The sequence below is a fragment of the Candidatus Hinthialibacter antarcticus genome (assembly GCA_030765645.1).
GTDB lineage: Bacteria > Hinthialibacterota > Hinthialibacteria > Hinthialibacterales > Hinthialibacteraceae > Hinthialibacter > Hinthialibacter antarcticus.
Window position 1 is genome coordinate 1 of the sequence record JAVCCE010000004.1, and the last position, 21113, is coordinate 21113.

The window sequence follows — 21113 nt, forward strand, 5'->3', positions numbered from 1 at the left end:
AACGGTTGTCAATCCACAAGCGGATAAGGTATAACAATTCTCAACAACCATGCGAAAACAAGCAATGTATGAATTGATATCCGGGGAGATGTTATGTTTGGTCCGTTAGTGTGTTTAATCGTAGGCGTCAGTCTCATTTTATTTTTGATTTTGGTGTTGCGGTTTCACGCCTTTTTGGCGCTGACGCTGGCAGCCTTATCGGTCGCAATTTTATCAGACCAAGTTCCACTCAACGGGGCGGTTTCGTTAGTGACCGGGCAATTCGGCGCCGCGATGGGCGGACTCGGCATCCTTCTCGTGCTGGCGGCGATCATCGGTAAGTGCATGATGGACAGCGGCGCCGCCGACCGCATCGTACGCGCATTCAATCGCCTCTTTGGTGCAGGACGCGAGGAGTTCTCGCTGTTCGCCAGCGGTTTTGCCTTGTCGATCCCGGTGTTTTTTGACACAGTGTTTTATTTGCTGGCGCCGCTTGCGCGGGCGGCCTATGCGCGGCGTAAACGCGACTATATCTTACTCGTTACGATGACAGCGGCAGGCGGCGCGGTCACGCATGCATTGATTCCACCAACGCCAGGGCCGATTCTGGTGGCGGAAGCGCTGGGCGTTTCGATCCTGACCGCGATGGGCGTCGGCTTTATGGCGTCGATTGTTCCGACCTTCTTCGGCGCGTGGTTTTACGCCTCCTGGATCAACAAGCGCATTCAAGCCGAACCAAAAGACATGCTCGGCATGTCGCAAACCGAACTCGAACGCACCGCCGCCAAACCTGACAGCGAATTGCCCTCATTATTTTTTTCCTGCGTGCCGTTTTTACTACCGGTTTTTCTTCTCGCAGGATCAACGTTTATCGGTGAATTTTTGAAGTCAGGTTTATACCAACGGTTAATTGAACTGATACCACAAATTGAAACGGTACTACATAAGGACGCTGCATGGATATCACTCATGGGCGACAAGAACCTGGTGTTCTTTATCGGCGCCGCGTTTGGAATCTGGCTGCTAGTTTCATCGAAAAAGCAGTCGCTTAACGATACGTTTAAATCGTTGGAATCCGCCATCGCCAGCGGCGCGGTGATCGCGTTCATCACCTGCGCGGGCGGGGCGTTTGGCAAATCGTTGGCGGCGGCGGGCGTTGGCGCTTACATCGCCAGCGGCGCCGAAACCTGGGGCATCTCACTGATGGCGCTGGCGTTTTTCTGCGCAGCCTTGATGCGCGTCGCGCAAGGCTCGGCGACGGTCGCGATGGTGACCACAGCGGGAATCATCGCCCCTGTGTTGCAAACCACCACGCTGAGTTATCACCCGGCGTATCTGGTCGCGGTCATTGGTTTCGCGGCGACGGCGTTTTCATGGATGAACGACAGCGGCTTCTGGATCTTTGGACAAATGACGGGGCTCACCGAACGCCAGACCCTGCAAACCTGGACGGCCACATTGAGCCTGATGGGCGTACTCGGCGCCGCGTGGGTGTGGGTGCTCAGCATCGTGTTGCCGCTGGTGTGACAATAGAAACTTATAAATTGGCTTGAGGATTTTGTCTTCCTAGCACTCTAACAATTAAGACCTCATTGTTGACGATCTGATAATAGATCGAGTGCGACTGAAAGACGCTACGTCTATACCCTTCACACAGATCATTAACTGAAGGATATGCTTCAGGATTAGTAGCAATTCGTTTTAAGTGTTGAATTATCTCAGCGGAATACCTTTCCGCCTGATTGATTCCAAAATGTAAGATGCCGTAAGTGAACAGTTGATCTAAATCAGATTCGGCTAATTCAGAAAGTTTATATCTTGCCATCTTTTGTCAATCGTGCTTTTGCAGATGCAAAGATTTCTTCAGGCGTCTTTGAACTGATACCACTATTTTCACCTTCGATGAGAGCAGCCCGTATCATTTCAATTTCACTGACTCTCATTTGTTCTTTACGAATCAAATCGCGCACAATTTCACTCTCATTCTCATAATTGCCTTGAGTGATCAGCGATTCCATCCAACTTGATTGCTGGTCTGTTAAAGAAATCGTTTTATTTGTCATTGTCATCTTTCAATTTCTCCAATTAATGAAGAACTTTAAATAAAGTTTATCATTCAATCTAATCGAATCAAATCAATTTTTCAATGGAAAATCATCCGTCTCGGCGACGCTCCAATGTTTGTCGAACAGGCCGCCCCAGATGTAATGTCCATGCGGGCCGATGACAACAAAGTCGCCTTCGGATAACGTGCGCAATGACGACCGCCCCGATTCGAAATCTTGCAGCGCGTGCAATCCCTGCACCGTCGTTGAAATCAGCAACAGCAAATATTTTTGCGGATTCGCCGGGTTCGCAACCACCGCAACCAACGCTTGATCGGGCGTGACCAACCGCTCGGCAAAATGGATGCCCTTATCATCCCAACTCATGGGAAGTTTGTCTTTATGCTTCTGTAAAAACGACGATGCGCCCGTCGTCGAATACAAGACGACGTGATTATCTTGCAAAATATCTTCGCTTAAATCCGAACCAGCAAGCACCTTCCATTGCACATCCGCGTTGCCGCCGCGCATCGACCGTTTGAACGCCAGTCCCTTGGCGACTGTCGTCTCATCACTGGAGCCATCAGAACCAAACGCGTAAACATGCTTGCCCCAAAACGGCGCATGAAGCCCCTGGCGCGCGGGATAGATATGAGCGCGCTGCATCGGCTGGCTGAGTGACCATGTTTCATTTTTAAATTCAAAATGCTGCGACGAACCATAGGCAATCGGCGCAACCTCTTGTCCATCAATGACGACTTTGATCTTTTCTCCCTCAGGGAACAACGACGTTGGAGGCGATAGCCGCAAGCGTTCCACGTTGTCCGTCTTCACGGTGATGGTATTGCCTTCCGCCCTGGCTTCGATTTGCGCATGTTGGCGGATGGTTTTCAGTTCATCAATCGCCGTCCAATAGGCGCTGCCGCCATACGGCTCTCCGGTTTTAAAGATCACTTCGCGGGGATACGGATCGCGCTTGAATTGCTTAAACCAATCAAACACCCGCGCGTTTTGATATGCAGGCTCCCAGGCGGCGTGATCGACGCCGGGGTAGATTTCGAGTTTCGATTGATAGCCTAATTCACGCAGGCGCTTATCAAGCGTGAGTGAGTTGCTGACCGGCACCACCGGGTCTTTGTCGCCGTGCATAAAAAACACGGGCGTATATTTCATATTGACCGCGATCTGCTCGACCGTCGCCGATTGTTGTAATTTGTGTTGAAACTCCGGCGCATCCGCATCGGGAATATCCGAATGCAGATACACCGATCCACACACCGGCGCCGCAGCGGCAAACACGCCCGGATTACGAAACGCAAGTTTCAGCGTCCCGCCGCCGCCCATCGAAAGCCCGGTGATATAAGTGCGGTCTTCATCCACATTGAACAACGCCTTCACTTCGTCCATTACGCGCCACACGTCTTCCTCTGCGTAGCCTTCATACGATTGCGTTTCAAAACCATTGACCGAAACCACAATATAAGGAACGTCCGGCAGCTGCGGCATACGGCGCTTGGCGGCGTCGTCATCTTCTCCGCGCTTGTTGGTCAATCCAAACACGCGCCGCAAAGCGAGGTGATGGTTTGACCAGGCGCCGTGCAGCATCACCACAAACGGCCACTCTTGATTGCCGTCATACTCTTTTGGGATATACAGCGAATAGAGTTGCATCTCGCCGTTGATCTCAGAACGATAGCCGCGCAATTGATAGCCGGATTTTTCGCCGAGTGGATCGCGGCCTTTTTCTAACGAATCCGCCTTAGCGGTGATCGCATTAAGCCGACGGCGCAGGTCCCACACTTCGCCTGCGGTGGCTTTTTTGGCGCGTTCCATCAAGTCTTCGCCATAGGCCAACGCCGCCCACGCCGCGCGCAACATGACGGCATCATTCTGCGAAGACGCCTCAACCGCTTCGATGCGTTTCATCTGCTCGCGCAATTCGTCAAACCAGCTGTCTATTCGCCGCACCGACGCTTCGGCAACCACCACGGCTGAGTCGCCGTCAATCATTTCAACTTGCACTTTGCATTCATCATCAATTCCATCGGGAACTTCAACCATCGTTTGAAAGACCGAAGCGTTTTTGGGAACGGTTTCTGACAAAAGTTCAGCGCCGTCTGGCCCGCAAAACCGCACGCGCAATTCACAATCGGGATCAAAGCGCCGCACCGAAACCGCCGATTGCGTTTCATTCACCAACATCGCGGGAGACACGCTCACTTGCGCAACCTTGCGATGAATTTTGGCAATCTGCGCGTAGGTGAATTCGAGTTCGAGTAAGTTAATGACGTGCATAATCAACAGCGCTCCTAAGAAGAATATCAATCGTTGTGTTTTCATTGGTTTTGCTCCCCAAAAAATCAGTCAATCAATCCATGATACCGGGCCATCCAATAGGGCAAAAGCCACGCGCCGGGATCAAGCGCATACGTCCCCGCCCCACCCTCGACGCGATAGGGATTTCCGTTCCAGCGCTGCAAAATCCGTTCATCCGGCGGCAAGAGTTGCGCGATTTGCGGCTTGCCGAAGCGGTCGGGATAACGATCAAGAGTCACGTCCAAACGGTGCGCCGCTGGCACGGGCCAGTCGATGGAACCGAGCGGCCATTCACGCAGCGACCACAGCGCGTCATCCATACGTCTAGGTTCGAAACAAACCGAAGTGATAATCGCCCACAGGCTGCTTTTGTGTTGCTGAACATGCTGCCAGGCGCGTTCTAAACTCGCATCAAAAATCGGCTGATAGCGTTCAGCCGGGTTCGTCTGAAAGAGCGTGTAATAAGGCAGATAGGCCAGTTCATCGTCAGAATGATTGTCTTCATACGGCAGAGTGATTTTTTGATTGATGGTGTTGTTCGCATAGCCGTGTGTTGATAACAATTGCTGAAGCGCATCGCGAAATTTCGCGTCTTCGGTTACATGATAGGCCGCCGACAGAAACGAAACCATCTGCAACGAATTGAGGCCGCGTTCAAACGCCCAGGCGGGGTCGTCGTTGAGTTTCTCCGGCGCCCATACGCCCCAGCGGGTGGGCTTGCCGTCCACGTCGATGAGAGAATATCCGTTGTCAACAATGTGCGACATGATGCGCGAAACCAGGCCGCGCACTTGCGCCTTTTCCGCCTCGGTCTCAGCCAGCAAGTCATAAACGAGCGGATACACAAACATGTGTCCGACAATTTCATCCGAAGAGGTATCGCCCTTCCACATCCATTCACCATCGGCGCTGGGATGCCACTCGCCGCCAATCGAATCGTCGTAGTCTTCTTTTTTCATAAACGACCGCGCAGGAAACCCCGGAACGCCGGTAATCGTTTCAAGGCGTTCCATCGCCTCAAAATGTTTCCAGGCGCGTTCTTTCACTTGTGGATCATTGGTCACTGCGTATCGAAAACACTGCGACGCCAGATACATCGCCGTCCATAATCCGTCGTTATCGTCCGAGCGCTGGATGTACGAATCCAGGTTGCCAGGCTCTTTCAGTGAGACACCCGCCACCAGGCCATAGCGGTCATGGCGCGGGTAAACCTGCGCTTGAAAATGCTCGGCTTTTTGAGATAGCGTCCAGTCGTTTAGGCGAATTATCGTTACGCCTTTTTCATCAGCGAACACGGCGCCGCCTTCGAACGCGTCGATGTGTGAGACGCGTTCGCCGGTTTGCCAACGCGGCCCAACATAATAACTTTTGTTGCGAATTACTCCCTTGTCGGTCGCATACCAAACAGCGATACCATCAGGTTCAAAAAAGATTTGGTTAATATGGTTGTATGGCAACCCATCCTCACCGTCGATGCGCTGCAACCCGTTCGCGCCCATTAGATGAACGCACTCCTCGCCGCCGATGACGAGCGAACCATCGTCGCCATACGCGAGCGAAGACGGATTCGGGCCGAGCAGAAACTGCGTCCATTCCCAGCGCCACTTGCGCCCATCGAACAGCCACAGTTTATCGCCCGCCAGCGCCGCCGCGTTTCTTGTATGCACAGCGATCCGTTCCACGGGCGAGGGGACTTCTTCAATCTTCTCGACGGTCTCTTTCGTGCGCCGCAAGACATGCAACCCGTTTTGCGCGGCAATCCAGATATCGCCCGTCGGCGAGACGCAAAGGCCATTCACCTGTCCAAACGCCGCAGCGTTCAGTTTTGGCTTCAAACCAGGGGTAATCAACATTACGCCTTTCGGCCCTGCCAAGACCAAACCACCGCCAGCGATGGAATGCGACGCCAGCTTCATCCCCGGTGTGATTTCGACGCCGAGTGGTTGGTCTATCCGGCGAACAGCGCCGTCTTTATAAACAGACAGCGCATCGTCGCCCAATATCCACACCCCGCCCGTGGGGCCGTAAGCGACATCTTGAATTGGCGGTGTGATGTTCAGCGTTTCGTAGGGAAGTTTTTCAACCATCTCTTGTTTGAACGGCGCATCCGGCTCGCCGCTGTAGATCGTGCTGACAAAAAGAAAACTCAAAAGTAATGCGAATAGGGTTCGGTTCATATTTCACTCTCAGAATCGGGCGCAGCATGTTCCCCGAAGTTTTGTTTCACGATATTATGATGACGCCAACTGGGCATTGAGGCTACTGAAATGAGCGTTCCGTTTCGTATCGGGTTTGGGCTGGACTTACATCAATGGGCGGAAGGCCGCCGTCTGGTGTTAGGCGGGGTCGAGATTCCCTTTATGAAGGGCCTGTTGGGCCACTCTGACGCCGACGCGCTCACGCACGCCATCATCGACGCTCTGTTGGGAGCGCTTGCCAAAGGCGACATCGGTCAGCATTTCCCCGATACTGACCCTGCGTATAAGGATTGCAATAGCCTCGACCTGTTGCGCGAGACCATGAAGATCGTCGCGGGCGAAGGCTACAAGGTCGGCAATATCGACTGCACGGTGGTGACTGATTCGCCCAAGATGGCGCCGCACATCCCCGCCATGCGCAACACGCTAGCGCCGTATCTGGGCGTCGAAGCCGATTGCGTCAGCATCAAAGCGACCCGCACCGAAGAGGTGTTGTTCCCGCCCGAGAAAGGCCTACTCGCCACCGCCACCGCGCTGTTGTTGAGGGAGTAGCGACTACCGTAGGCGCAATTTAGAACAAAAGATATTGAGCATGCTATTTTTCATAGCGCCATACCTATTTGCATGGCTATTTTTTCTGCAAGTTGTTTAAAATCTTTTCTCGCATCTTGAACAGCATTCGCATGGCTACCAATGGCTCCTTCAGCCGATGTCAAATTGAATATGGGTTTCCTACGTTCCTGAGCCATTGGAATCAGGCTTCGATAATGTTTGATCGTAGCTAAACAATATGGATCATCTTCTAGTTTAATGTTTGAATCGGCTTTCGTTTTTAACACCGCTTCACGATAAACATTTGGAATACGGTTTACCCATTTGTCGTATGCCTTAACAGGTCGATCAAGCCTCACACTATGTTGCTGACATAGATAACCGATTGCTTTCATTTTCCCCTGAGGTAGTAGAAAATCTAGATGTTCATCCACCTCTGAATTCCCCCTCCAGTTATCCAATCTTTTATTCCATAGGCTCTTCCAACTCGTCAACGTAGGACCCAGGTTTTTCAACCCTTGTAGGGAGAATAAGTCGGCGCCTAAGGGGATTACGACATAATCGGTTGCTATTAATACGGATCGGTTGATCGCCCCAAGATTTGGACCAATATCAACCAATATGATGTCTGCTTGGACTTTTTCAGAGGCTTGTTGCATGACTTGCCAAAAGGAACTCAAAATCCGCATGGGACGGTAAAGGTTATTGTCTCCCATACTATCTGGCCATTGATTAGATAATGCATCTTCATAGCCTGACAAACTAACATCTCCAGGTATCAGATAAAGATCAGTTGTGATATTTTTCAATCTTGGTTCGGCGATATCTCCAACACCAGTGAGAGGCTTTACGCATTGATAAATCGTTGAGCCAACCTCTTGGCTGTTCCATATTTCTTCAATCTTATCTTCATCCAAAAAGGCGGCGGTTAAATTAGCCTGAGGGTCAAGATCAACAATAACGACTCGCTTGCGTAAACTCGCAAACATCCAACCTAGATGGTAGATTAGGGAGGTTTTTCCTACACCACCTTTATTATTAAAAAATGTCAAAACAGGCGAAGTCATATTTCCCTCTTTAATGTGCATACAACAGCACTCTGATTCGTCACAAACTCCAGTTCAGGGTTGCCATTTTTGTCCATTTCCGCTCTGGCAGTTGCAATTCCCCGCCCAAACGCTTGGATAAATCCAAAAGTCTTTAACACATCTCCAATATTAGGATTACGATAGTCTGTTATTCCTGGGCTGCCAAAGTTTTCATTTGTAACATTCCCAAACGGACCACCAGGGCTGTTGATTTCGATTCGGTCATTAAACCAGTATATTCGTACAGGCGCATTTGTACTTTCGTAAGTTCGGTGCAATACAGAATTATACACAATTTGCTGGAATGCTGCTGGAGGATATGGACTTTTTATCTGATGCACTGAGTTTGACACTATGTCAATCGCAGTTCGGTTATGCGCCTTCAATTTTTCCTCTGTACGGCGAAGCATATCAACTAAAGTACCTCTAATATTTTCTTCATCTATCACCGAATCGGCTAGTTCGGTTCCATCTATTCGTAAAAATTGAATATGCGCACCTGGCAAAAAATCTTGAGGAGTCTTGCCAATTGCCAAAAGTCCAAGAACTGTAGGAATTGCTTCATCAGGCGAAACAATCATTTTGCATGATGCCAAACGCTCCTCATAGGATCGGTTATTTTGTTCAAGTACATCCGCCGCAAATGCTGACGGGAGATATTCATTTTCAAAAATCGTCTTGGAAAGGTCTGTGATCTTGGCTGAGGGGATAGGATGAATATCAAAAGGAATGTTTTTGTACCTTCTTTTTTCATTCAAAATTCGCTCTTCTTGTTCGTTAGCAATTGAGCGTCTAGGCCCCGTACGGATCCAGATTCTTCCATCATATTTTACAGGCGGCATATCCGAGGGCATGACAGTTACCACTGCCATTTCAGCCCCTTTTAAACTTCTTTTTTCCACTGTTAAAACAGGAAGAGGCAAAATCTTGCCATCAGATTTCATATCAGATAATATTTGTAATAATTGATCTGTAACCTGTATTTCAGAAGGTTCTCCATTATCTTTTGCACCAATAAATAATACACTCACGTCATTATGGTTCGGGAAGTCATTGGAAAAAGCACAAACCGTTTGTCTCGCCCTATCGGAATTATCACCTCTAAAGGTTTCTTTTCTCTCGCTTCGATCAGATTCAATGTCGTCAAGCAATGCTATAAGTTCATCGTCTGTGAGTCTTCTCATCACACTATCCTGTTTTAAATACAATTTCTCACTATTTATAGGAAATAGCAATTTAAGAGAGTATATAACAGTGAAAGATAAGATAGCAGATGAATGAAGCCAACGAAACATTCAAAAACAAAGACAATGCCACAGGTTTTTCAACCGCTCAATCTCCATCAATTTGAGAAAATGGCGATTGCGCCGATTAACATTTTATTACACACTTTTCCCGTTAGCATAATAACAAAAAACAATCTCCGTTTCAAAAACCTATAAATTCAGCGACTAAGCCCATTGCCCTGAAAATAGTTTTGATGTTATCCGAGTCATAAGATAAACTATTGGTAAGAAACGAATCGTTGAGTGGTTCTGGTTCGCATTCAAGATCAGGCAAAACGAACCGACAATCATTTCAACGGCATTTCGTTCTCCTTATCTCTTTTCTCAGGATGAGTCTTAGAGGACGTCCCCCTTCTTCTCGACTCATCCTCTTTTTTTTGGCAACTCAAATTACGTTTGTCATAACATAACTTCTTCTGTTTCTATTTATCTTTCGTTCCCGTTAGTTTTCTCGAACTACATCTGCTGCTCTGGGGTGAATAGACTGACGGTGATAAAATGAACGGATATGTTTCGTCTATTTCGCCGGGTTTCTGCAAGACCACTTGCGGCGCGGCGTGAACCCATCCTATAGGAGAATCTTCATGCGTAAGTTGATCATTGCTGGAAACTGGAAAATGAACGCTGGCAGCGCCAGCGACGCGAGCGCCCTCGCCAAAGGCATCGCCGACAAACACGGCCAGACCGACGCCCTCGATATCGTCTTCTGCCCGCCGTACACCTCATTGCGCGAAGTCAGCGCCGCCATCCAAGGCACAAAAATCGGCCTCGGAGGCCAGAACCTCTACCCGAAATCCGGCGGCGCCTTCACTGGTGAAATTTCGCCCGATTTTCTCAAAGACTGCGGCTGCCAGTATGTGATTATTGGTCACTCCGAACGCCGCACCATCTTTAAAGAATCAAACGAATTCATTAATGAAAAGGTGAAATTCGCCTTTGAAAACGGCCTGGTTCCGATCCTCTGCATCGGCGAAACCGAGCAGGAACGCGAAGCCGGCAAGACCGAAGCCGTCTGCGAAGACCACCTCAAAGGCGGCCTGGCGGGGCTTTCCGCCGACCAAGTCAAAAGCATGGTCATCGCCTACGAACCCGTGTGGGCTATCGGCACCGGAAAAACCGCCACGCCGCAAGACGCGCAAAACACTCACGCCTTCTGCCGTAGCGTAGTCGCCGGGCTGTATGACGACGCCGTTGCGCAAACCGTACGCATTCAATACGGCGGCAGCGTCAAAGGCGACAACGCGGGCGACCTGCTCACCCAACAAGACATCGACGGCGCCCTGGTGGGCGGCGCAGCGCTGAAAGCCGACGCATTCATCGCCATTATCGAAAACTGCGGCGCACTCTAAGCATCAATCCAATCGCGATCACGAAAAGGGGCCTCACGGCCCCTTTTTTTGTTCAAAGCCGTTTTTTTCCACAATCACCGAATGCTCACCATTACCGCTCTAACCAATCTATAGAAAATGCTATACTTGTTTAGTTGCTCGCCAGTTAGCAACGATTGTTAACTTATAAACGAAATGTGGACCTTTCCACTGATTGAGGAGGATCATACCAATGCGTAGTCCTAAATTGTTAGCGCTAATGGCCTGCTGGGTGTGCGTGAGTTGCGTCAGCCTGACAGTCAATGTCTATTTCCCTACGTCTGAAGTTGAAAAAGCAGCGGAAGAAATCGAAGGCCGCATCCGTTCCGGTCAGGGCATCGAAGGGCTGGAAGAAACCCAAGCCCCCATCCCAACCCATACGCGCCGCTATCTGGCATTCACATTTGAAACCGCCCAAGCGTATGCTGCCGATGAAATCGACATCAATATCAATACGCCTGCCGTCAAGTCCGTGATTCAATCGCGGACCAAACGCTTTAAGACGCTGGTTCCCCATCTCGACACTGGCGTATTCGGCGAGGGATTTGACGGCTATCTGGTTTTGCGCGACAAAACCGATCTCGACCTCAAGCAAATGACGGAGTACAAAAAACTCATCAACGAAGAAAACGCCGACCGCGAAAAACTCTACCTGGAAATCTTGCGCGCCAATGGTTTAAGCCGCGACGAAGAAAGCGTAGAGCGTGTTGGAAAAATCTTTGCCGAAGCCATTCAAAAGAAATTGAAAAAAGGCCGTTGGTTCCAAAAAGATAAAGACACCTGGGTGCAGAAAAAAGAAGACCCCAAAAAAGAAGAAAGCGGTTCATAAATTGAAACCAAACGTATTGATGAAGTTTAAAACCACGCAACCATTCGCCGCCTGCGTCGCGGTCGCGCTCGTGTGCAGTTGCGCGACGACCGATCTGTTGGGCAATTTTAATCTGATTTCGCCCAATGAAGAAACCAAACTGGGGCGCGACCTCGCCGGGCAGATCGCGACGGAGAAAGAGATCGTCGAAGACCCTGACGTGCGGGGATACATCAACAATATCGGGACGAAACTGGTCGAGGCTTCGACCAACCCCAACGGCCCCTACACTTTTCTTGTCGTGAAAGACGAGACCGTAAATGCGTTTGCGATTCCCGGCGGCTATTTGTATGTGCAGACCGGCTTGATTTCTGCAGCGGAGAGCGAAGCCGAAATCGCCGCCGTCATGGCGCATGAATTAGGGCACGCCGAGCAACGCCACCCCACCGAAAGCCTGTCGCGGCAAATGGGCGCGAAAATGGTCATGGACATCGTGTTGGGCAAAGACGCTGGCCAATATAAACAGCAGGCCGCGAACCTGCTGATGGCGGGCGGCATCAGCGCCTACAGCCGCAGCGCCGAGCTGCAAGCCGATGAAATTGCGGTCTATGTATTAAACCGCGCGGGCTACGACCCCAATGCAATGGTGAGTTTCTTCGAGAAACTGGTTGCGCTCGAACAACAAGCAGGCGCAAGCGGCGGCATGACGTTGTTCGCGTCGCACCCGCCAACGCAAGAGCGCATCAACGCCGCCAAAAATCTCATTGCATCCTTTGGCGCGGTGCGCAGCGACAGCGAGCAACTGGTCGGCGGATTTGAAAACATACAGAATAAAGTGAAACAGTTGCATTAATGATTACTTAATAGGCGTGGGCGCATCTCTCTTCGCTTCCGTGCGGGCTATCAGGCCCTATACACAGGAGATCACAGAGACGCACCCACGCCTATTATATTTCTTGCCACTCCAACAAAAAGCATCAAGAGATTCGCTGCTTATCGCCGTTCCTCATTAAATAAAATGTGCAACGGCGCGTAGCTGCTGCTGGCTGTGATTTTCCCTTTTCCGTCGCCGAGTTCGCCTTCGGCTTTTTCGCTAAACATTTCTTTCTTCTTCTTTAGCGAATCAGGCACTTTTACGTCGCCGAATGAGGCCGCCGCTTCGATGCGTCCCGCGAAGTCTTTTTGAATATAGATTTTGCCTTCGCCAAACGAAAATGAACCTTCAAAATTCGGGGTGGAATTATTCAAATACACTTTGGACTTTCCATAACTGGCCTTGACGCTTAACGGGTAACCGAATGCGCTGCGCACTTTCAATTCACCAAAACTGCAATGGATTTTCGCAGGGCCGTCATGTCCGCTGACATTCAATGGCCCAAACTGCGCGAAGACGCCAAGGTCATTCGCTGTGTCTACGATTCTGGTCGCGCCAAACTGATTGCGGCATTCAATTTTCGCTTTGATCTCTTTGATCGCCAGGTCTCCAAACTGATTGTCAATCGAAAGCGGTGTGTTCACCGGGACAGTAATTTTTCCGCTCGTATGAAAGAAGGAATTCTTATATTCTTTCTCGTCCTTCTTATCTAATTCGACCGTTACTTCTACTCCTTTTGAAGTCTGCTCTGCGGTCAGTTTGATTTTCCCCAGCAGTTCTTTCGCAAGGGCTTTGGTTTCGCCTCCGGCAGAACATTCAAGTTGCATGGAGATTTCGCCCGCATCGCCCGGTTCAATTTGAAACGATCCAAATTGCGATTTGATAATCAAGGGCGTTTCAGGTTTTACTTGAAAGCGTTTATCAATCGTAACCGATTCGACTTTGCCTTTGAAATCTTTTTGTATTCCAAACTTGCTTTCGGTGTTGTATTCAAAATCAATTTCATCTAAATCAAAATCGAGGTCCAGGTCGAGATCAAAATCTTCCAATTGCACGATGGCTTCACGGAGTTTGTGTTTGATATGCGGAAGTTCTTTTTTGAGTTCAACGCGTACCTTGTCCATCTCTTTGTGGACGCGCTTCATCTCTTTTTGCACTTCTTTCATTTCTTTCTGAACAACAACGGCTTCGTCTTTCGCTTCTTGCAATTCAATTTCTATTTCGTCGTTTGTTGATTCAATGACGGCCTCTTCGTCTTCATCCAAAGCGAAGCCGACTGGGGTTGCGTAAAATGACAAGCAAGCAAACAGAGCAAGAATTGAGAGTAGGTTCCAAAAGCGTTTCATCTTGGTTTCTCCTAAATAAGCCTGATTAGATGGCGCCCTGCGGCGCGGTTTGTATGGCGGTAAAATCAAAATCGGGTATGCCCTCAGAGGTTTTGATATATTCGTTCAACGATTGCAATACGGTGATGTTGTTGGCGACCGCCAGCGCAAGTCCGCGCTCGATGACCGGGTCGTTGGGGCGTTTGTCGTAGAGCGCCGCCATCTGCAGCGTGGCGCCTTTGAGTTTGGCGATGGGCGCGCTCCACGGCGTCAACTCGCCAGCGGCCAGTTGGTAATTGCGGTCAATACTGGCTTCGAGTTCCGCGATGAGTTGCACCTGTTTCTCCAAAAGCAGCGGGAACGGCTGCTTGAGTTGCGCATTCGGCTGAAACCAAACGCCCAATCCGAAAGCGACCAAGGCGACCACCGCCAACACGCCAGCCCGGGCAGCGTGATAAACCCAGCGCGAGGGCGTTCGACGCGGCGCGTTCAGGCATCTGGCGGCTAAATCGTCAGGCGGCTGCGGCGCAGGAACGTGAGCCAGCGCTTGATAGTTCGCTTCGATTTGTTGCATCTCGTCGCGTAGTTCATCACTCGCGGCGAGTTGCGCTTCGAAGGCTTCGCGTTCGGTTTGCGGCATGGCGTCGGTCTTGCCGTGTTTGGCCTCGACGTAGAGATAGAGATTTTGGCGGAGTTCATCGTTCATACAGCGCCTCCCAACCAGTCTTGAATATCATGCGCGTTGAGCCGGTCGCGTAATTCACGTTCGGCGCGAAACGCCAGCGTTTTGACGGTGCCTTCAGGTTTATTCATAATGTCTGCAATGTCCTTGTACGTCCGCTCTTCAAAGTAGCGCAAGATGATGACGGCGCGTTTGTCAGGTTTCAGCCCGCCCAATGCGCGCTGCACCGCCTGGTCGATGCCCTTGGCGCAGGCATTGTCGCGCGGCGTCGCTTCGGTCCCAGCAATCATTTGTTCGCCTTGCGGCGACAGCGGATTCAGAACTTTGCGCACTGTACGCCAACGAAATTTACTGATCGCCTTGCGCCGCGCAATGGTGAACAAGTAAGGTAGCGGGCCCACGTCGCGGCGTATCTTGGCGCGGTTGCGATGGATTTCATAAAACACGTCCTGCGTTAAGTCTTCCGCGTCTTGCTGCGACCCCAACATGCGAAACAGAAAGCGATACACTGGCGTCGAATACAGCTTCACCAATTCCGCAAAGGCATGGTCGTCGCCCTGCGCCAATCGTTCGAGGCAATCGCTTTCAATGTGATTTTGAACCGGGGCCGCCGTCATAGTCTTCAAACCATTGTTGTCTGCATCATCACTACTAAGTTCGCCCAGGGAGTTGAGATCGTTTCACTTTTTTTTAACTTTAACATATTCGCAAAAAAACAGCCGCCCGGTCTCCCAGGCGGCTGTTTGATCGTAGAGATTTCGATAGAAACCACTTAGTGGTCGGTATCGGCGTGATGCTCGGTTTCGACTTTTTCGAGTGATTCATGCCAAGTCTCATCTAAATGCGGTTTGACGTATTCGATAATCTGGTTGGTGGTCGGCTCAATGGTCTTCAACAATGGCTGCGGGTAGAGGCCGATAATAAAGCAAAGAATCGCAAGCGGAAGCAGAATAAAGAACTCGCGGGAATTTAAATCTTTGAGGTCTTTGTTTTCTTCAATCGTAATCGGCCCGAACATCATGCGCTTGTAGAGACGCAATAAATACGCCGCGCCCAGAATCACGCCCAAGCCTGCAATCACCGCCGCCGGGATCGACGCGCCCATCAGCCCGACCAGAATTAAAAATTCGCCGACGAAGCCGTTCAGGCCGGGCAAGCCAATCGAAGACAAAGAGAAGATCAGAAAAAACGTTGCGAAGACCGGCATCACTTTCGCCAGTCCACCAAACTGCGCCACATCGCGGGTATGGCGGCGGTCATAAATCATACCAACCACCAGGAACAACGCGCCCGTGGAAAGACCGTGGTTGATCATTTGTACGATGCCGCCCTGCAAGCCCTGGACGTTCCAGGCGAGAATGCCCGCAAACAACATGCCCATGTGGCTGACGGACGAATAGGCGACCAACTTCTTCACGTCCTGCTGTACCATCGCCACCATCGCGCCGTAGATCACGCCGATCAGCGCCAAGAGCAACAGCCACGGCGTAAACGCCACCGCCGCTTCGGGGAAAATCGGCACAGCGAAGCGCAAAAAGCCATAAACGCCCGTCTTCAACAAGACGCCCGCCAGAATGACGGAGCCTGCCGTTGGCGCCTCGGTGTGCGCGTAAGGCAGCCAGGTATGAAACGGGAAGATGGGCATCTTAATCAAAAACGCCAGAATAAACCCGACGAACAACCAGCGCTGCAAGGTCGGGTCAATCGTAAGCGCGACAAAATTCTGATAATTAAACGACGGGCTGCCGCCGAATTGCTCCCAAGCGAGGAAGTACAAATAGAACATTACAAACAGCAACAACACCGAACCAAATGCGGTGTATAAGAAAAACTTGATGCTGGCGTAAATTCGTTGTTTGCCGCCCCACACGCCGATGAGAAAATACATCGGCACCAGCAGCAACTCGAAGAACAAATAGAACAAGAAGAGGTCGAGCGCAACGAATGAACCGAACATGCCGGTCTCAAGCACCAGCATGAAGAAGTAATATTCTTTTTCGCGATCTTTAATCGCTTCAAACGAAGCCGCAATCGACAGCGTTGTCAGCAATGCGGTCATCACCACCAACACCAGGCTCATGCCGTCAACGCCCAGGCGAAAATCAACGCCCAGCGCGGGAATCCACGGCTCTAAAACTTGCAGGTGAAATCCCGGTTCGCCGTACGGAAACGCCAGACACAATCCGCCGCACAGCGCCAACGGCGCCAGCGAAACAATCAACGCAAACTGTTTGTGCATCCCCTCGAACATGCGGGGGATAAGCAACAGCGCAAAGGCGCCGATCAACGGCGTGAAGACGATTAACGTCAATAGCATAATAAGAACACCACCACGAGAAATACCATACCCGCCAATGTCGCGATTGCGTAATGAGGAACAAGCCCGGTCTGAATGACGCGTAAGCGCTCCGCAAGGCCGCCCACCCATCGGGCGAGCGCGTTGAGACCGCCGATAATCGCGGCGTTGTCAAACCAGTTGGCTGCGTGACAACTTTTGTAATAGGGCTGAATCAACGCCGCGTCATACATCTCATCGACGTTGTATTTTTCAAATAACATTTTATGAATTGACGAAAACGCCTCTCGCATCCGTTCCGCTAACGCCGGGAACCAAACGTAAATGATGCGCGCCAGAATAATCCCCGCCAGCGCAACCATCACGGACACACCAGCCAGCATCCATTCGAGCGTCACTTTCGAGAAGACCGAACCCGCAATGAAACTGGTTTTCTCTTCGTGGCCGCCGCCATGCGCAAGCACGGGATGCAGAAAATCATGGAAGCCGTGGAAGCCCAACAGCGGCATGTTCAGCCAGCCGATAAAAATGGAGAACGCCGCGAGAACCATCAGCGGCCCCCACATCAAAAATGGCGATTCATGCAAGTGAGATTTCTGTTCGTCCGTCCCGCGAAATTCGCCGGAGAACAACAAGTTATATAACCGGAACATATAGAACGCGGTACAGAACGCCGCTAGCAAGCCCAACACCCATAAGAAGATGCGGCCTGCGTAGAAGGCTTCCCAGAGAATTTCGTCTTTTGACCAGAAACCCGCCAGCGGTGGAATGCCCGCGATGGCGATGGTCGCAACCAGGAAGGTAATTCGCGTAAACGGCATTTCTTTACGTAAGCCGCCCGCTTCAAAGACGTCAACGTCGGTATCGCGATGAAAAGCGTGTAACACCGAACCGGCGCCGAGGAACAAGCAAGCCTTGAAGAAGGCGTGTGTCATCAAGTGAAAAATCGCCGCCACATACGCGCCGCTGCCGCAGGCGAGGAACATATAGCCCAACTGGCTGACGGTTGAGTAGGCAAGAATTTTTTTCGAGTCGCGCTGCACCAGGGCAATGCTCGCAGCGAACAGCGCCGTCATTCCGCCGATGGTCCCAACAACCAACAACGTCGCGGGCGCGAGGCTGAACAACGGGTTCAAGCGCACGATCATGTAGACGCCCGCCGTCACCATGGTCGCGGCGTGAATCAACGCACTGACCGGGGTCGGGCCCGCCATCGCGTCCGGCAGCCAGACGTATAACGGCAGCTGGGCCGACTTGCCAGTGGCGCCGATAAACAGCAGCAGCGTAATCACCGTGATGGGAACGCCCGCCGCAATGAATACGGATGAATAGGTATCAAAGATTCCGGTGAATTTCAGGGTCCCGCAATAATAGAAAATCAGCAACATGCCAATGATAAAGGCGAAATCGCCGATGCGGTTGACGATAAAGGCTTTCATGCCTGCGTCGGCGGCGTAGTTGCGGTCGTAGTAGTAGCCGATCAACAGATACGAACACAGCCCCACGCCTTCCCAACCAACGAACAGCAACGGCAACGAGTTGCCCATCACCAACAGGAACATGAAGAAAGTAAACAGCGGCATGTACGTAAAGAAACGAACGTAGCCGGGGTCGTCGTGCATATAGCCGATGGCGTAAATAAAGATCACCGCGCCGACGAACGACACCACCATCATCATCACGGTGGTCAGCGGGTCAATATAAACGCCGAAGGGGATATCCAGAGCGCCGACGCTGATCCAAGTGAAATAGTCGATGTCGAGCGCATGAAAATCATGCCCCTGCGCGAGAACAATCATCAGCGTGATCGCTGAAAGGACAAGCGAACCGATCATCGACGCAGCGGCGACGTGTCCGGCCCATTTACCGGTGACGCGCGGCGCGAGGCCGTTCAATGCCGCAGCCAGGCCGGGCAGTATGGGGATCAACCAAAGATAGCCGCTCATGCAGCCCCCGTGCAAAGGCGAATCGCCCCCCACAACAAGTTGGGGAACACGCCCAGAATCAATAATCCAGCGGCGCATAACGTCAGCGCCAAGCCGTTTGAGATCGAATAGCGGTTAAAGTAATCTTCGTCGTTCGCTTCATGCACATACATGGTGATGATGACGCGAAGGTAGTAGTAGAACGATAGCAGCGTGGTCAACACGCCGACCATCGCCAAGGTGTAATACTGGGCTTGAATGGCGGCGCCGAACAACCATAACTTACCGACGAAGCCCGCCGTGCCCGGCATACCCGCCAGCGACAGCATGAAGACCACCATCAATCCCGCCAGGTAAGGCCGCTGTTTTGACAGCCCTGACAAGTCGGAAATCGTTTCGCAATCTTTGCCGCAACGGCTGGCGATAATCACCACGCCGAACGCGCCAACGGTCATAAAGAGGTAAGCCGCGAGGTAGAACAACAGCGCTTCCGCGCCGATCTGGTTGTGTGAAGTAAAGGCCATGCTGAGGTAGCCGCCGTGCGCGATAGACGAATAGGCCAACATGCGTTTGATATCGGTTTGAACCAACGCCCCGGCGTTGCCGATAATCATGGTAATCAGCGCCAGCCAATAAATACCGTCCACCCAGTACTCCGCCAGTGGAGCGAACGACATGCCGGGCCAGATGAAGATTCGTAACAGGGCGACAAAACCCGCGATTTTTGAACCGGTCGCGATCCAGGCGCTGACGGGCGTGGGTGCGCCCTGGTAAACGTCCGGCGCCCACATGTGAAACGGCGCCAGCGAAATCTTAAAACCAAGCCCGACAAGCAATAGCGCAAACCCTAATACCAACAGCGGGGTGGCTTCTCCGCCGGTTTCGACCAGCGAATGGCCGATCACGATCAGGTTGGTGGTGCGGGTGATGCCAAAAATGAAGGCCATACCGTACACCAGAAAGCCCGTTGAGAAGGCGCCCAGCAAGAAATATTTTAAGGAGGCTTCGCCGGAGGCGAGGCGGTGTTTGTCGGTTCCGGCCAAAACAAACAGCGAAAGCGAAAGCAGTTCGATGCCGACGAACATCGCGATCAGGTCTGCGCTGGAGGCGATGACCATCATGCCCAGCGTCGAGAACAATATCAGCGCCATAAATTCCGCATATTGTTTGGGCGCGCGGCGCGCATAGTCATGGCTGATGAGCGTCACCAGAATGGCGCCGATGATAAAGATTTGATCGAGCAGCAGACTCAGCCCGTCGCGCACCAGCATCCCCGCGAAAATCGGGTCGCTGGAGGCTTCGAGGCTGCGGGTCGCAAACAGGGCGATCAACAATCCCAAGATGGAGGTCAAGGTGATGTTAATGCGCTGCACCCGCTTGACGGCCAAATCGCCCAACAACGCGCCGACCGCAGTGGCCAGCACAATGAGTTGGGGCAGCACCGCCCACAGGGAAATATCGGGGTATTGAATCTCAGTCATTCGTTTCCGACCGCGTCAGCCTTTCAACAAGTGCGCCGCTTCGATGTTCACAGTGTGTTTTTGTCTATATAAGTTAATGACAATCGCGAGGCCGACGCCGACTTCCGCCGCAGCCACGGTCATGATGAAAAAAACCATCGCCATGCCGTTTCCGGCGGCGAAGTAGTCTTGGCTCACAATGGTTCCGCTCTCTGAAAACAGCGGGTAACGGACAAACGCCACGATGGCGAGGTTGGCGGCGTTCAACATCAGTTCAACCGACATCAGAATGATGAGCGCATTACGGCGCAGCAACACGCCCATTACGCCCAGGCTGAACAACACGCCGCTAAGTATGAGATAATGATAGAGACCGATCATACCGCTGAATCGCCCCCTTCTTCGTCTTCGGGTTTACGCGCCACCACGACGGCGCCGATAACGGCTGCGGTCAGCAACACGCCCGCCAGTTGAACAACCACCATGTAGCGCGTGAACAGATCAATCGCCAGCGATTTCGCAGAACCCCAGTCATCCGGCAACATGGGTTTCTCCGGCGTAGTCAGCGTCACCATCGGGTCGCTGAAAAGATAGGCCAGGAAAAACAGGAAAAACAAAACGAGAACCGCAAGCCCCCATTTTCGTTGCGTGGTGTAATCAATCGGTTCTTCGCGGTCCAGGTTCAATAGTGAAATCACGAAGATGATAAGGACCATAACCGCGCCCGTGTAAACAATCACCAGAATCCAGGCGAGAAACTCGGCGTGCAGCGTCAAGAATAGCCCGGCGATCGAGACCAGGGTCGCGATCAGGCTCACGGCGCTGTGCATGGGGCTGCGCGCAACAATAACGCCCAGTCCAGCGAAGACCGCCGTCAATGCGCAGACCCAGAAAAAGAGAGTTCCAGCCATG

General features: G+C 51.6%; 18 protein-coding genes. 5 read left to right on the forward strand and 13 right to left on the reverse strand.

The features are described from left to right. The first annotated feature begins 93 nt into the window (after positions 1-93). Positions 94-1506: an SLC13 family permease gene (locus tag P9L94_00900; GenBank protein MDP8242609.1), complete on the forward strand. Its 1413-nt coding sequence runs from the start codon at positions 94-96 to the stop codon at positions 1504-1506. A 284-nt stretch (positions 1507-1790) separates the two neighbouring features. Here the strand turns inward: P9L94_00900 and P9L94_00905 are convergent, their stop codons facing one another. The 3 genes from P9L94_00905 to P9L94_00915 all read right to left on the reverse strand — a co-directional run bounded on the left by P9L94_00905 (position 1791) and on the right by P9L94_00915 (position 6517). Continuing rightward, positions 1791-2048: a type II toxin-antitoxin system ParD family antitoxin gene (locus P9L94_00905; GenBank protein ID MDP8242610.1), complete on the reverse strand. Its 258-nt coding sequence runs from the start codon at positions 2046-2048 to the stop codon at positions 1791-1793. Between the two features lie 66 nt (positions 2049-2114). Continuing rightward, complete coding sequence (locus P9L94_00910) at positions 2115-4364, reverse strand: prolyl oligopeptidase family serine peptidase (GenBank protein ID MDP8242611.1); 2250 nt, start codon at positions 4362-4364, stop codon at positions 2115-2117. Between the two features lie 20 nt (positions 4365-4384). Next, positions 4385-6517: a hypothetical protein gene (locus tag P9L94_00915; protein ID MDP8242612.1), complete on the reverse strand. Its 2133-nt coding sequence runs from the start codon at positions 6515-6517 to the stop codon at positions 4385-4387. A 90-nt stretch (positions 6518-6607) separates the two neighbouring features. Between P9L94_00915 and ispF the strand changes: the two genes are divergently transcribed. Next, positions 6608-7090: a 2-C-methyl-D-erythritol 2,4-cyclodiphosphate synthase gene (gene ispF / locus P9L94_00920; GenBank protein MDP8242613.1), complete on the forward strand. Its 483-nt coding sequence runs from the start codon at positions 6608-6610 to the stop codon at positions 7088-7090. Positions 7091-7140: 50 nt separating this feature from the next. Here the strand turns inward: ispF and P9L94_00925 are convergent, their stop codons facing one another. Together P9L94_00925 and P9L94_00930 are read right to left on the reverse strand one after the other, a co-directional pair. Continuing rightward, positions 7141-8157, reverse strand: coding sequence for an AAA family ATPase (locus P9L94_00925; protein ID MDP8242614.1), 1017 nt, complete (start codon positions 8155-8157; stop codon positions 7141-7143). Further along, entirely contained in the window at positions 8154-9362 is a 1209-nt protein-coding gene (locus P9L94_00930) for an ATP-binding protein (GenBank protein ID MDP8242615.1), read from the reverse strand. Before P9L94_00930 ends, P9L94_00925 begins: the two co-directional genes overlap by 4 nt. A gap of 686 nt (positions 9363-10048) precedes the next feature. Between P9L94_00930 and tpiA the strand changes: the two genes are divergently transcribed. The 3 genes from tpiA (at position 10049) to P9L94_00945 (ending at position 12492) form a co-directional block, all read left to right on the forward strand. Beyond that, positions 10049-10813 carry a triose-phosphate isomerase gene (tpiA, locus tag P9L94_00935; protein ID MDP8242616.1) on the forward strand — a complete coding sequence of 255 codons (765 nt, stop codon included), beginning with the start codon at positions 10049-10051 and terminating at the stop codon, positions 10811-10813. Between the two features lie 211 nt (positions 10814-11024). After that, entirely contained in the window at positions 11025-11660 is a 636-nt protein-coding gene (locus P9L94_00940; GenBank protein MDP8242617.1) for a DUF1318 domain-containing protein, read from the forward strand. A gap of 19 nt (positions 11661-11679) precedes the next feature. Continuing rightward, positions 11680-12492, forward strand: a complete 813-nt coding sequence (locus P9L94_00945) for a M48 family metalloprotease (protein MDP8242618.1) — start codon at positions 11680-11682, stop codon at positions 12490-12492. Positions 12493-12632: 140 nt separating this feature from the next. Here P9L94_00945 and P9L94_00950 read toward each other — a convergent pair whose 3' ends face one another. The 8 genes from P9L94_00950 to P9L94_00985 form a co-directional block, all read right to left on the reverse strand. After that, positions 12633-13859 carry a hypothetical protein gene (locus P9L94_00950; GenBank protein ID MDP8242619.1) on the reverse strand — a complete coding sequence of 409 codons (1227 nt, stop codon included), beginning with the start codon at positions 13857-13859 and terminating at the stop codon, positions 12633-12635. Positions 13860-13884: 25 nt separating this feature from the next. Further along, positions 13885-14544 carry a hypothetical protein gene (locus P9L94_00955; GenBank protein MDP8242620.1) on the reverse strand — a complete coding sequence of 220 codons (660 nt, stop codon included), beginning with the start codon at positions 14542-14544 and terminating at the stop codon, positions 13885-13887. Beyond that, positions 14541-15137, reverse strand: coding sequence for an RNA polymerase sigma factor (locus tag P9L94_00960; GenBank protein MDP8242621.1), 597 nt, complete (start codon positions 15135-15137; stop codon positions 14541-14543). The genes P9L94_00955 and P9L94_00960 overlap by 4 nt, the downstream gene beginning before the upstream one ends. 155 nt (positions 15138-15292) lie before the next feature. Further along, positions 15293-16837 (reverse strand): NADH-quinone oxidoreductase subunit M, encoded by a 1545-nt coding sequence (locus tag P9L94_00965; GenBank protein ID MDP8242622.1) that lies wholly within the window; start codon positions 16835-16837, stop codon positions 15293-15295. Next, the gene (gene nuoL / locus P9L94_00970; protein MDP8242623.1) at positions 16828-18762 is read right to left on the reverse strand and encodes an NADH-quinone oxidoreductase subunit L; all 1935 of its coding nucleotides are present in this window, start codon (positions 18760-18762) and stop codon (positions 16828-16830) included. The genes P9L94_00965 and nuoL overlap by 10 nt, the downstream gene beginning before the upstream one ends. Then, on the reverse strand, positions 18759-20222 hold the full coding sequence (locus P9L94_00975; protein MDP8242624.1) for an NADH-quinone oxidoreductase subunit N: 1464 nt from the start codon (positions 20220-20222) through the stop codon (positions 18759-18761). The genes nuoL and P9L94_00975 overlap by 4 nt, the downstream gene beginning before the upstream one ends. A gap of 15 nt (positions 20223-20237) precedes the next feature. Next, positions 20238-20582 (reverse strand): NADH-quinone oxidoreductase subunit NuoK, encoded by a 345-nt coding sequence (gene nuoK / locus P9L94_00980; GenBank protein MDP8242625.1) that lies wholly within the window; start codon positions 20580-20582, stop codon positions 20238-20240. Beyond that, entirely contained in the window at positions 20579-21112 is a 534-nt protein-coding gene (locus P9L94_00985) for an NADH-quinone oxidoreductase subunit J (GenBank protein MDP8242626.1), read from the reverse strand. Before P9L94_00985 ends, nuoK begins: the two co-directional genes overlap by 4 nt. Between the last annotated feature and the right edge of the window lies 1 nt (position 21113).

Coding starts and splice junctions, on each gene's coding strand:
- P9L94_00900 (MDP8242609.1), top strand. CDS start 94: ATGTTTGGTCCGTTAGTGTGTTTAATCGTAGGCGTCAGTCTCATTTTA.
- P9L94_00905 (MDP8242610.1), bottom strand. CDS start 2,048: ATGACAATGACAAATAAAACGATTTCTTTAACAGACCAGCAATCAAGT.
- P9L94_00910 (MDP8242611.1), bottom strand. CDS start 4,364: ATGAAAACACAACGATTGATATTCTTCTTAGGAGCGCTGTTGATTATG.
- P9L94_00915 (MDP8242612.1), bottom strand. CDS start 6,517: ATGAACCGAACCCTATTCGCATTACTTTTGAGTTTTCTTTTTGTCAGC.
- ispF (MDP8242613.1), top strand. CDS start 6,608: ATGAGCGTTCCGTTTCGTATCGGGTTTGGGCTGGACTTACATCAATGG.
- P9L94_00925 (MDP8242614.1), bottom strand. CDS start 8,157: ATGACTTCGCCTGTTTTGACATTTTTTAATAATAAAGGTGGTGTAGGA.
- P9L94_00930 (MDP8242615.1), bottom strand. CDS start 9,362: ATGAGAAGACTCACAGACGATGAACTTATAGCATTGCTTGACGACATT.
- tpiA (MDP8242616.1), top strand. CDS start 10,049: ATGCGTAAGTTGATCATTGCTGGAAACTGGAAAATGAACGCTGGCAGC.
- P9L94_00940 (MDP8242617.1), top strand. CDS start 11,025: ATGCGTAGTCCTAAATTGTTAGCGCTAATGGCCTGCTGGGTGTGCGTG.
- P9L94_00945 (MDP8242618.1), top strand. CDS start 11,680: ATGAAGTTTAAAACCACGCAACCATTCGCCGCCTGCGTCGCGGTCGCG.
- P9L94_00950 (MDP8242619.1), bottom strand. CDS start 13,859: ATGAAACGCTTTTGGAACCTACTCTCAATTCTTGCTCTGTTTGCTTGC.
- P9L94_00955 (MDP8242620.1), bottom strand. CDS start 14,544: ATGAACGATGAACTCCGCCAAAATCTCTATCTCTACGTCGAGGCCAAA.
- P9L94_00960 (MDP8242621.1), bottom strand. CDS start 15,137: ATGACGGCGGCCCCGGTTCAAAATCACATTGAAAGCGATTGCCTCGAA.
- P9L94_00965 (MDP8242622.1), bottom strand. CDS start 16,837: ATGCTATTGACGTTAATCGTCTTCACGCCGTTGATCGGCGCCTTTGCG.
- nuoL (MDP8242623.1), bottom strand. CDS start 18,762: ATGAGCGGCTATCTTTGGTTGATCCCCATACTGCCCGGCCTGGCTGCG.
- P9L94_00975 (MDP8242624.1), bottom strand. CDS start 20,222: ATGACTGAGATTCAATACCCCGATATTTCCCTGTGGGCGGTGCTGCCC.
- nuoK (MDP8242625.1), bottom strand. CDS start 20,582: ATGATCGGTCTCTATCATTATCTCATACTTAGCGGCGTGTTGTTCAGC.
- P9L94_00985 (MDP8242626.1), bottom strand. CDS start 21,112: ATGGCTGGAACTCTCTTTTTCTGGGTCTGCGCATTGACGGCGGTCTTC.